The organism is Pseudomonas sp. KK4 (assembly GCF_001984065.1).
GTDB lineage: Bacteria > Pseudomonadota > Gammaproteobacteria > Pseudomonadales > Pseudomonadaceae > Aquipseudomonas.
Genome location: NZ_LYVP01000148.1, coordinates 1 through 10,491, shown reverse-complemented (window position 1 = coordinate 10,491; position 10,491 = coordinate 1). Strand labels below are relative to the sequence as shown.

Below are 10,491 nucleotides of genomic sequence, written 5' to 3'. Positions count from 1 at the left end.
CAGCAAGCTCCCTTGCCACGGCAGCTCCCTCGCCACGGCAGCTCCATCACCACAACTGCCTCCCTCACCACGGCAAGCTTCAGGCACTCACCGAATACTGCGAGTTCATCAACGCCCCCCACTGCTCCCGATTGTCCGGCCGGCGATAAAACACCACCAGCCGCCGCGCCACTTGCATGGCCACGTCGCGGCCGGCGTCGTGCTCGACCATCGCCAATGCCAGGTCGATACCGGCGCTGACCCCGGCCGAGGTCCAGATCGATCCTTGCTGAACGAAAATCGCCTCACGGTCGAGGGTGACCTGGGCGAACATGCGTTCGAACATATCCGCCATCGCCCAATGGGTGGCTACGCGCAGGCCGTCGATCAGGCCGGCCCGGGCCAGCAGGAAAGTGCCGCTGCACACTGACGCCGTGCGCCGGGCCGCCGCCGAGGTGGTGCGTACTGCGTCGACCAATGGGCCGCCATTGGCCAGGGTCTGGCGAATGTTCGGGGTGCCGGGAACCAGCAAGGTATCGATCGGCGTCTCGGCCAGCCGATCCAGGCGTTCGGTCTCCACCACCAGGCCCTCGGCGGTCTGAATCGGCCCGCCTTCAACACTGACGGTACGCACCGCGTAGCCAGGCAATCCACGCTCGACCAGGGCAATGTTCGCGGCATAGAAAACCGTCTGCGCACCGCTCAGATCCAGCAGGCCCATTTTCGGGTAGGCAAGAAACACCACGTTGCGCAGGCTTGGCGCTGTGGCGGCCGCATCTTCGGACCTTGGGTTCATTTCACTGATAGACACTGTTTGCTTTCCTCGCGTGAGTGCATATACCGAAACACCATTGGATAAAGGTTATTGATCGTCGCTGGCCGTCGTCAGTGGAATGGCGAACACAAACCGCGTGCCGACCCCCACCGTACTGGTGACCCAGATACGGCCGCCGTGGAACTCGATGATGGAACGGCAGATCGCCAGCCCCATGCCCAGGCCATTGTGTTTGGTGGTGAAAAACGGATCGAACAGGGTGGCCAGGATGTCCTGGGCGATACCGGTGCCAGAGTCTGCGACTTCCAGTACCGCTTCGTTGTCTTGCACCGAGGTGCTGATGCGCAGCAGGCGTGCCCGATCATGCACGTTGGCCATGGCCTGGCAGGCGTTGATGATCAAATTGATGATCACCTGCTGCAATTGAACGCGGTCGCCTTTCACGCAGGCGCCCGGCGCGCCCGCCACCAGGGAAAGGCGCGCCTGATGGCTGGAAATCTCGTGCTGCATCAGGTTCAGCGAGTCGCTGACGATGTCGTCGAACACTTCGGTCTTGCGCTGCACATCGCTCTGGCGCGACAGCGCCCGAATGCAGGCGATGACCTCCGATGCCCGGCAGGAATTCTGGATGATCCGGTCCAGTGACCGGCGTGCCTCTTCCAGATCGGGCTCCGGGCGGTTGATCCAGCGTTTGCACGACTCGCCGCTGGTGATCACCGCCGCCAGCGGCTGGTTGATTTCATGGGCAATGGACGCGGCCAGTTCGCCCATGGAGGTGACCCGGGTGACATGGGCCAGTTTTGCCTGGGAATGAAACAGTGCCTCCTCGGCCTGCCTCGCCGCCGTGACGTCCTTCACGGCGCCGACATATTCGACACGGCCGTGATGGTTGAACAGCGGGTTGGCGATCATGTGCACATGCTTGATGCGCCCGTCGGCCATCACCAGGCGATGCTCCACCTCGATGTGCCACTCCTGGCGCGCTGCCCGCTCCAGCACACTGTCGAAGATGGCCAGGTCATCGGGGTGCGTGCGGTCCTTGATCAAGGCGACTGTGGGCGTGAGGTCCACGGGGTACTCGAAAATGCGCGCCGATTCGGCTGACCACGACACCGTTTCATCCTTGTCGATGATGAACCCGATGCTGCCGGTGCGACTGAGCTTTTGGGCGCCCATGAAAAACGCTTCCTTGCGCCGCAGGCTTTCGGACGACTTTTTGCTGCGCAGCGCCAGCAGCGTGATGGTGGTCAGCGCGATCAGGCAGCGCACGAAACCGGCGATCAGTTTTTCATCGCGATAGCCGGCATCAACGATGAAATTGAACGTCAGAAAAGCGATGCAACTGGCGGCGACAGTGAGGAACACCGGGATGGAAAAGATATTGGCCGACATGAAGACCAGGGTGATGTAGAGCAGCGTCGGCGCGACCTCTACGTCCAGTATCGAGTTGATGATGAAGATCATGCTGCCGACCGCTATGGCGGCCAGCAGGGCCATGGCGTCCGAAATAAAAAGTTGTTTGCAGCGTTTGATGATAGACATTTGTTTTTCCGGGTTTTTTCTATCTAACGGCAACTCGCGCGGCGTGGGTCAGGCGGCCGGGCAAACTCTTCATGAGATTTTTTTACGGGTGTTCGAACAGTACTGATGTGGGCCATGCACCTGTCTTGTGGCGCCAGCGGCGGGCCGGGATGTCGGGGTGTTGGGGTGCGAGAAAAAACGCCCGCCAAAAAATCGAGTGGCGGGCGCTTGGGAAGTATCCCGGGCCAGCAAGGAGTGGGCTGGACCGGTGGTGAACATCAACGGTGCATCACTGTGCGAAGCCATGCAGATGAGCGACCGCGTGTTTTCGCAGGCGATTGAAGGTCAGCAGGCGCATGACATAGCCCAACTTGATGGCGGTGGGGCCCAGAATCGTCATGGCGTGCGCGGCTATCAGGGCAGGCAGCGACAGCGACTGTTCCATGCCATAGGCCAGAATGGCCCCGACGATCAGGGCGACCAGCCCCCCGATCAGCAGGGTGTGGGACAGCGCCAATACCCGCGCGGGATGCTCAAAAAAATCATACATATCGATCACCTTCACACGGTCCCCCGCAGGAGCGAGCTTGCTCGCGATGGGCTCAAGGGCGCTGCGTTCAACCAGCGAGCCCGCGTCATCGTTGACGACCATCGCGGGCGAGCTCGCTCCTACAGGCAAAGCGCGGTGGTTATGCCACCGGAATCGATGGGTCGGCAGCGGCCAGCGCAGCGGCACGATCAGCGGCCGGTGGGTAGATCCAGATGCTGTTGATCTGCGACTTGAGCTCCTTGGCTTCCTGCTTGACCAGTTTGACCTCGCGCTCCCAGCCTTCGGTGTACACGGCGCCCCAACTGCCCAGGTCCAGGCAGGTGACGTACTTGGGTTGGCTGTAGACCATCGGCTCCACACCCAACAGTTCGGCGGCGACGTTGTTGCCGGCGTAGCGACCCAGGGCGATGGCGTGCTGGCACGACATGGCGGCGAAGTTGCCCTTGTCATCGGTGGCGGCGTAAGCGGTGTCACCCGTGGCGTACACATCGGCGTGGCCGCGCACTTTCAGGTGCTGGTCGACGTGCAGGCGACCCTGATGATCACGGGCGCCTTGCACTTGCTCGGTCAGCGGACTGGCGCGGAAACCCACGGTCCAGATCACGGTGCTGGCTTCGATGCGCTGGCCATCGGCGAGGGTCACGCCGCCGGCATCGACCGAGGCCGCGGTGGCGCCCACAATCCACTCAAGGCCCATGTGCTCGGAAGCTTCAACGATCGACGGGCTGATGCCTTCGCCCAGGGCCGCACCGATTTTCGCGCCACGCTCGATCACGACCACACGGATGTTGGCATTTTCCCCCAGCACCGCACGCAGGCGTGTCGGCATCTCGGTCGCTGTCTCGATACCGGTGAAACCGCCACCGATCACCACCACGGTGTTGCGGGCGGCGCTGGCCGGTTGGTCCTTGAGTGCATTGATGTGGGCTTCCAGTTCAGTGGCAGCTTCGATGGTGTCGACATCGAACGCGTGCTCCAGGCCCTGGACCGGTGGCCGCATCAGCTGGCTGCCGGCGGCCAGGACCAGGCGGTCGTAGCTCAGTGTGCCCTGCACGCCGGCGACGTTGCTGTAGCCGACCTGTTTGTTTTTCTCGTCGATGGTTTCAGCCGAACCCTGGACGAATTTCACGCCCACGGCGTCGAACAAATCGTTGAGGGGGGCCTTCATGTTGTGCACGTTCGGTTCATAGAAACGTGGGCGAATACGCAGCTCGGCCTGAGGAGCCAGAACGGTGATTTCGACGTCGTTGCGATCGTGCTGGTCCAGCAGACGGGCAGCGCTCAACGCGCTCCAGACACCACCGAAGCCTGCACCAATAATCAAAATCTGCTGTTTCATTGTTTAGCTCCTGAAGAACGATCGAGGGCGATAAAAACGCGACTGCATGGGTTGACCGGTGGCGACTTATTCAAACAACCGATAACAGATGGAAGTCGCTTCTGATCTGGAACGAATCTTATTCGAGGGGCTGAACGCTGGCACTGCTACATAGGGTAAGTCTGGGTATGAGTAAGTATTAGCGGTTTATACCAAGGTGTTAATGGTGCTTGCTTGGGCCGTCAGTTGCATGGGCTCAGGGCTTTCTCGATGAAGAAAATCAACCGTTCACTGGAGAAAGGTTTGGGGAAGTAAGCCAGCGGTTGCCTGGCCGTTTCATTGGGAGGGCGCTGTGCCTTGGGGTTTCCGGTGATAAAGATCACCGGGATATGGATGCCCAATGCCGCGAGTCTTTCATACATCTGGATGCCATCCATGTCCGGCATTTGAATATCGGAAATCAGGCAGGAAGTTATTCTTGGTCCATCGGAGAGAAGGAACTCGAGCGCCCCGGCAAAGGTGCGTACGTTGTAGCCGCTGGAGCGCAATAAACTGTCGAGGGCCATTCGAACGGATTCGTCGTTATCGACGACGGAGATGATCGCGTCATTGCGCATGGTTGTGTCCTGCATGTTAGCGGAGAGCACTTAGAGGCTGTCCGCCATCATTGCAAGATACGCCGTCCTGAAAGGCTTCACAGTATACGTGGGTATAGTCACCTGACCGTGGTCTGCGCGCCGATCACCTCGGCCATGCGTACCAGATCGGCAAATGAACGTGCACCCATTTTGCGCATGGCCTGGCCTCGGTGAATTTTCACGGTGATCTCGCTCAGGCCGATTTCCCCGGCGATCTGCTTGTTCATCAGCCCCGATGCGGCCAGCGACATGACCGTTTGCTCGCGGGCGGTCAGGGTCTGGTGGCGCGCGCGCAGATCATCGGCATGCCGTTCGGATTCGCGGCGCTGTTTGTCCCGGCTATGGGCGGCGCACACCGCATCGATCAGGTCCTGTTCGCGAAAGGGTTTGGTCAGAAAATCCACCGCCCCGGCTTTCATCGCCCGTACGGTCATCGCGATGTCGCCGTGCCCGGTGATGAACACGATCGGCACGTTGATGCCGGCGGCGCTCAACTCGTTTTGAAAGTCCAGGCCGCTGCTGCCTTGCAATCTCACGTCCAGCACCAGGCAACTGACGGTGTCGTTGCGCGGGTACTTCATGAACTCGGCGACCGAGCCGAACAGCTCGACCCGCAGGCCGATGGAGCGCAGCAGGCTGCCCAGTGATTCACGCAGCGGCTCATCGTCGTCGACGATGTAGACCATGGATTCGCCCTGGGCGATCTTGTTGAGGGGATGTTGTTCGTTCATTGCTTGTTCCCAAGGGGTTGGACATGCAACCGCCCTGCGCTTTTGTCCTGGCGAAGGGCGCTACATTAAGTGCATGCAAAGCCCGAGGCACTCATACCTGCGGGTGGTCGATTCATACGAAGGTATGGTTGTCCGGCGGCCCGGTATCAAATGGCCGAGGCGTACCCCGGATCGTTGGCTACACGTATCGGCAGGGCGAAAAAAAACGAGCTGCCCTGGGCGTTCACGCTTGCCCAGATCCGTCCTTCGTGGAAATCGATGATCGAGCGACAAATGGACAGTCCCATGCCCAGGCCACTTTCCTTGGTGGTGAAAAACGGCATGAACAAATGCGGCAGGACATCGGAGGGAATGCCCGGGCCGTGATCGGCCACTTCCAGCACGGCTTCGTTGTCCTGGACCCAGGTGCGAATGGTCAGTGAGCGCTCGTTGGGCGGCACCGCATCCATGGCCTGGCATGCGTTGATGATCAGGTTGATGATCACTTGCTGCAGTTGCACGCGATCGGCACTGATCAGGCCACCGAACGCAGCCAACTCGACGATGGGAGTGATCTTGTGACTGACCAGTTCATAGCGCACCAGGCTCAGGGTCTCGCCGACGATATCGTTGAGCGATTCGTTCTGGCGCAGCGGGTCGCTCTTGCGTGACAGCGCCTTGACCCGGCGGGTGATCTCGCTGGCCCGGTTGGAGCTGATGATGATGCGCTCGATGGACTGGCTTACTTCATCCAGGTCCGGCTGCGGGCGAGCGAGCCAGTTGCGGCAGGCTTCGCCGCTGCTGGTGATCGCCGCCAGCGGTTGGTTGACTTCATGGGCGATGGACGCCGCCAGTTCGCCCAGGGACGTCACGCGCGAAACGTGAGCCAACTGGGTCTGGGCCCGACACAGGGCTTCTTCGGCCAGTTTGCTGGCGGTCACGTCACGCACCGCCCCCAGATAATCGAGGTGCCCGAAGTGGGGGGATAGCGGCGTGGCCGTCATGTGCACATGCTTGATGCGCCCGTCAGGCATCAACAGTCGATGCCTGATCTCGATCAGCGGCTCATGCCGCGCAGCCTTGTCGAAACCGGCCTGCACCAGTGCCACGTCGGCCGGATGGGTGCGCGCAAGGACCATCGACACCGTCGGCTTGACGTCCACCGGGTATTCGAATATCCGTGCCGATTGTTCCGACCAGCCAAATTCTTCACAGCCGCTGCGAAAGCCCAGGCAGCCGGTCTGGCTCAATTGTTGTGAACCGGAAAAGTAGATGACCCGGTGGCGCAGCTCATCGCAGATTTTCTTGCCGCGCAGGGCCAGCAGTGTGATTGCGGCCAACAGGCTCAAGTCGCGGAAGAAATCCGTTGTCGAGGCCCAGTCCCAGCGTTCGAGGCCGCCGTGATAGAGGAACAGCGCCGTCAGCATCAGCATGCAGAACAGCGAAACGAGGATCACCGCCGTGAGGGAAAACAGGTTGATCGCCATCAACAACACGGCAATGCACAGCGTTGCGGTGGGAAGGTCGGCGCGGCTTTCGGTATTGATGATGATCCCGCAGGCCACGATCAGCCCCATCAGCCAGACCAGTGCGTTTTCCAATGGTTTGAGGCTGATAGCGATCACGGGGCGGGTCGTCCTTTGTCCTGAATGGAACGGCAAATGGCTGAACGACCCTTTCAAGGTGTACTCGTCAGCCGCTTTTTCCGGTTTCGAATCGATCATGCACGCCTCGGTTTTTGTTCGGGCAGGGCGGTGAATCGCATTGCTATCCTAGGAGTAACGGTTCTCATTCGGTTAGGACAAAAAACCCGGATATCCTGCCATCGCGCACGTCGCTCAAGCCGCGTAAGCCATTGAATATTGGAGCATTCGTTTGTGGCGCCGGTCGAGGCGGCGTCCTCGGACGCAGCTTCGCAGGCTCGACCGCTGTAGCAGGGGTGGCGCTATACGCAAGTATCAGTGTGGTCGCCTTAGGCATGATCGCACTGTCCCCATGTACGACAGACGTGCCTGGCGCGTCGCCGTAACCTGTGCCGGCACCTTCCTGAACTCAATGGCCGCGTGCCGGGTAGCGAACCTCATGAACAGAAATGACCTGCGTCGTGCCGACATTCATCTGCTGGTGGTTTTCGAAACGATGATGCATGAGCGTAATGTCAGCCGCGTCGGTGAAAAGCTGTTCCTCGGACAGCCCACCATCAGCGGAGCGTTGGGCCGCTTGCGGGTCTTGTTCGACGATCCGCTGTTCATCCGTTGTGGACGGGCGATGGAGCCGACCGCACGGGCCGAGGAGATTTTCGCCAACCTGGTCCCGGCACTGGACGGCATTGCCGCCGCATTGAGCCGTTGCCAATCGTTCGACCCGTGCATCAGCGAGGCGACCTTTCATGTGGGGCTGTCGGATGACGTTGAATACGCGCTGCTGCCGCGTCTGTTGCGGCAATTGCGGATCGAGGCGCCGCATATCTCCTTGATCGTGAGGCGCGTCGATCAACAGCAGATGACGCAACGGCTGGTCAGCGGCGATATCTCCGTGGGCATCAGCCACACCCTCGATCTGCCGGCCAATGCCCGGCGCAAAACCCTGCGACCGATGCGGCCGATGCTGTTGCGCGCCGATGGCCGGCCCGGGGCGTTGACGCTGGACGAATTCTGTCGGCGTCCCCATGCCCTGGTGTCGTCCATGGGCAACGCCAGCGATGACACCGACCAGGCGCTGAGCCTGCTGGGCCGGCAGCGCAAAGTCGTGCTGACCGTCCCGCAATACAGTGCATTGCCGGGGTTGCTGGCGCAAAGCGATCTGCTGGCGATCGTGCCGGATTACGTCGCCAAGACGATGTCATCGGTGGCGGGGATCAGGGCCGAACCGGTGCCGCTGGCACTGCCGGTGCAAGAGCTGTCCATGGTCTGGCGGGCGGCCGTGCACAGTGATCCTGGTCAGCGCTGGTTGCGCTCACGCTGCTGCGCGTTTCTGTGTGAGCCGGTCGAGTTGCAGGTGGTGCCCAAGTCTCGACCGGCGCCGCTCAGCAATCAGGCTTTGCTGGCAGCCAGATAAGCGCCCAGACGTTTGCCCATTTCCTCGCCCAGGGCCTGCAGGCCGCTCAGGGGCCGGACCATCACTTCGAAGTCGACGATTTTGCCCTGCTCGTTGAAGCGGATCATGTCGATGCCCTTGAGCTGTTTGTCGCCAACCCTGGCGCTGAACTCGAGAATCACGTTCAAGCCGTCGGCGCTCGCCAGTTCACGGTGGTAGGTGAAGTCTTCGAACACCTTGAACACCGTGTTGAGGATCATCGACACCACTGGCGCGCCAGGGTAGGGGGTATGCGCCATCGGTGAGCGAAACACCGCTTGCGGGTCGAGCAGGGCGGGCAGGGCCTTGAGATCGCCGGTGCGAATCATCGCGTGCCACAGGCTCAATGCCTCGGCGGCCTTGGGATGCAGTTGCAGTTCAGACATGGTCAACTCCTGTTTTTTGTTGTTGTTCAACCTGTGCTTTCAATGGCCCGGGTTTGGGTTTTGCTCATGGGCGGCGAATGCGCCAGTAGATTGGCTGGAAACCGGGCGGCCGTCCATGGGTGGGCGCTGGCCCGCCAGCGATGGCGGCCGTCATCCAACCCATATTTTCGGATACACCCCATCCCCTGTAGGAGCGAGCTCGCTCGCGATGGACGTCAACGCTAACGCAGGCTGTCTGAATACCCGCGATGCCCCGAAGTCCATCGCGAGCAGGCTCGCTCCCACCGTTGATCTTCATGGGATAAGACGCTGCGGGGTGTCAATCGCCATTGATGGTGACTGTGCGGGCCTCTTCGCGAGCAAGCCCGCTCCCACAGGGAATGCGATCGTCTGTGAGGCTTGCACAACGAAGAACCCCGCCCGATCAGGGCGGTGGTGGTTTGGGTTTTGCTCATGGGCGGCGAATGCGCCAGTAGATTGGCTGGAAACCGGGCGGCCGTCCCCTGTAGGAGCGAGCTCGCTCGCGATGGACGTCAATGCTGACGCGGGCTGTCTGAATACCCGCGATGCCCCGAAGTCCATCGCGAGCAGGCTCGCTCCCACCGTTGATCTTCATGGGATAAGACGCAGCGGGGTGTCAGTCGCCATTGATGTTGACTGTGCGGGCCTCTTCGCGAGCAAGCCCGCTCCCACAGGGAATTCGGTGGTCTGTGAGGCTTGGATAACAAAGAAGCCGGCCGATCAGGGCGGTGGTGGTTTCAGCGGTTATTGATCCGCGACACACAATTCCCCGGTCGCGCGGATCAGGGCCTGGCCGTGCAGGGCATCCTTGATCAGGGCCGAGCGTTGCTGGGCCAGCCAGGTCGGGCAATGCGGGTCGACGCGATAGGGGACGAAGGCGGCGTATTGCTGCAGCATCAGGGCTTGCAGTTCATCGAGTTTCGGCCGCAGTTGATTGAGATCGGGCCGCGGTACGTCAGGCGCCTTGTGCGCTGCTTGCCACTGCGCAATCAAGCCGTATTGCACCAGTTTGTTGGCTTCGATCTGCGCCGCGACCAGGTCGGCGGTTTCATCCGGGTCCAGTTTGTTCTCGACGGCCTGCTTCCTGGCGTTGGCGATCACCGAAGCTTCCCGGGCGGTATCCTGGATCGGTTTGCCGCTGTCCCACTTGGTCAGCGCCACTTGATCAGCAATGTTCAAGCGTTGGTTGATCGTGGCCAGCAACGGTTGCAGGGCGTCGGGTGCCGGGGAGGGCGCGGCGGCGTGGGTGACACTGGCAAACACCAGAAAAGCCGGAAGCGCGCAGGTCAGCAAGGGCGGCAGGCGAAGGCAGCAGAACATAAACAAACCTCTTGGGCATGGGATGCACTCAGGCTTTATGTAACACAGCTGAGCCAAATGAACGATAGTTCAACGGTATCTTCGCCGATACAAGGTTCAAGTCGATTGAGCGGACGCAGGCCCGCAGCGGCATCACACAATGGCTGACAGGCTTGGTCAAACGGTGGGAGCGGGCTTGCTCGCGAATGCGGTGTGTCA

The 10,491-nt window shown here is 60.9% G+C and carries 10 protein-coding genes; 1 reads left to right on the top strand and 9 read right to left on the bottom strand.

The window, feature by feature from the left end:
- Positions 1 to 79: 79 nt before the first annotated feature.
- From B0W55_RS26635 to B0W55_RS26605, 7 genes are all read right to left on the bottom strand, one after another.
- Positions 80 to 790, bottom strand: coding sequence for a DJ-1/PfpI family protein (locus tag B0W55_RS26635; protein WP_077048898.1), 711 nt, complete (start codon positions 788 to 790; stop codon positions 80 to 82).
- A 51-nt stretch (positions 791 to 841) separates the two neighbouring features.
- On the bottom strand, positions 842 to 2,296 hold the full coding sequence (locus B0W55_RS26630) for an ATP-binding protein (protein ID WP_077048897.1): 1,455 nt from the start codon (positions 2,294 to 2,296) through the stop codon (positions 842 to 844).
- A 268-nt stretch (positions 2,297 to 2,564) separates the two neighbouring features.
- Entirely contained in the window at positions 2,565 to 2,927 is a 363-nt protein-coding gene (locus B0W55_RS26625) for a transmembrane sensor/regulator PpyR (protein ID WP_371807301.1), read from the bottom strand.
- A gap of 37 nt (positions 2,928 to 2,964) precedes the next feature.
- Positions 2,965 to 4,164, bottom strand: a complete 1,200-nt coding sequence (locus B0W55_RS26620) for an NAD(P)/FAD-dependent oxidoreductase (RefSeq protein WP_077048896.1) — start codon at positions 4,162 to 4,164, stop codon at positions 2,965 to 2,967.
- 221 nt (positions 4,165 to 4,385) lie between these two features.
- The gene (locus B0W55_RS26615; protein WP_077048901.1) at positions 4,386 to 4,760 is read right to left on the bottom strand and encodes a response regulator transcription factor; all 375 of its coding nucleotides are present in this window, start codon (positions 4,758 to 4,760) and stop codon (positions 4,386 to 4,388) included.
- 98 nt (positions 4,761 to 4,858) lie between these two features.
- A complete protein-coding gene (locus tag B0W55_RS26610) occupies positions 4,859 to 5,512 on the bottom strand; it encodes a response regulator transcription factor (protein WP_077048895.1) in 654 nt (217 codons plus the stop codon).
- A gap of 146 nt (positions 5,513 to 5,658) precedes the next feature.
- Positions 5,659 to 7,215, bottom strand: coding sequence for an ATP-binding protein (locus B0W55_RS26605; protein ID WP_083743233.1), 1,557 nt, complete (start codon positions 7,213 to 7,215; stop codon positions 5,659 to 5,661).
- A 358-nt stretch (positions 7,216 to 7,573) separates the two neighbouring features.
- Here B0W55_RS26605 and B0W55_RS26600 point away from each other — a divergent pair, with 358 nt between their 5' ends.
- The gene (locus B0W55_RS26600; RefSeq protein WP_077048894.1) at positions 7,574 to 8,548 is read left to right on the top strand and encodes a LysR family transcriptional regulator; all 975 of its coding nucleotides are present in this window, start codon (positions 7,574 to 7,576) and stop codon (positions 8,546 to 8,548) included.
- Here B0W55_RS26600 and B0W55_RS26595 read toward each other — a convergent pair.
- Both B0W55_RS26595 and B0W55_RS26585 read right to left on the bottom strand, forming a co-directional pair.
- Positions 8,524 to 8,952 carry a nuclear transport factor 2 family protein gene (locus tag B0W55_RS26595; protein ID WP_077048899.1) on the bottom strand — a complete coding sequence of 143 codons (429 nt, stop codon included), beginning with the start codon at positions 8,950 to 8,952 and terminating at the stop codon, positions 8,524 to 8,526. The two genes, B0W55_RS26600 and B0W55_RS26595, sit on opposite strands and share 25 nt — an antisense overlap.
- Before the next feature lie 765 nt (positions 8,953 to 9,717).
- Positions 9,718 to 10,293, bottom strand: coding sequence for a chorismate mutase (locus B0W55_RS26585; protein WP_077048892.1), 576 nt, complete (start codon positions 10,291 to 10,293; stop codon positions 9,718 to 9,720).
- Positions 10,294 to 10,491 lie beyond the last annotated feature (198 nt).

Excerpts from the sequence above, each read along its gene's own strand:
- B0W55_RS26630 (WP_077048897.1), bottom strand. The coding sequence starts at position 2,296 with ATGTCTATCATCAAACGCTGCAAACAACTTTTTATTTCGGACGCCATG.
- B0W55_RS26625 (WP_371807301.1), bottom strand. The coding sequence starts at position 2,927 with ATGGTCGTCAACGATGACGCGGGCTCGCTGGTTGAACGCAGCGCCCTT.
- B0W55_RS26620 (WP_077048896.1), bottom strand. The coding sequence starts at position 4,164 with ATGAAACAGCAGATTTTGATTATTGGTGCAGGCTTCGGTGGTGTCTGG.
- B0W55_RS26615 (WP_077048901.1), bottom strand. The coding sequence starts at position 4,760 with ATGCGCAATGACGCGATCATCTCCGTCGTCGATAACGACGAATCCGTT.
- B0W55_RS26610 (WP_077048895.1), bottom strand. The coding sequence starts at position 5,512 with ATGAACGAACAACATCCCCTCAACAAGATCGCCCAGGGCGAATCCATG.
- B0W55_RS26605 (WP_083743233.1), bottom strand. The coding sequence starts at position 7,215 with ATGATCGATTCGAAACCGGAAAAAGCGGCTGACGAGTACACCTTGAAA.
- B0W55_RS26600 (WP_077048894.1), top strand. The coding sequence starts at position 7,574 with ATGAACAGAAATGACCTGCGTCGTGCCGACATTCATCTGCTGGTGGTT.
- B0W55_RS26595 (WP_077048899.1), bottom strand. The coding sequence starts at position 8,952 with ATGTCTGAACTGCAACTGCATCCCAAGGCCGCCGAGGCATTGAGCCTG.
- B0W55_RS26585 (WP_077048892.1), bottom strand. The coding sequence starts at position 10,293 with ATGTTCTGCTGCCTTCGCCTGCCGCCCTTGCTGACCTGCGCGCTTCCG.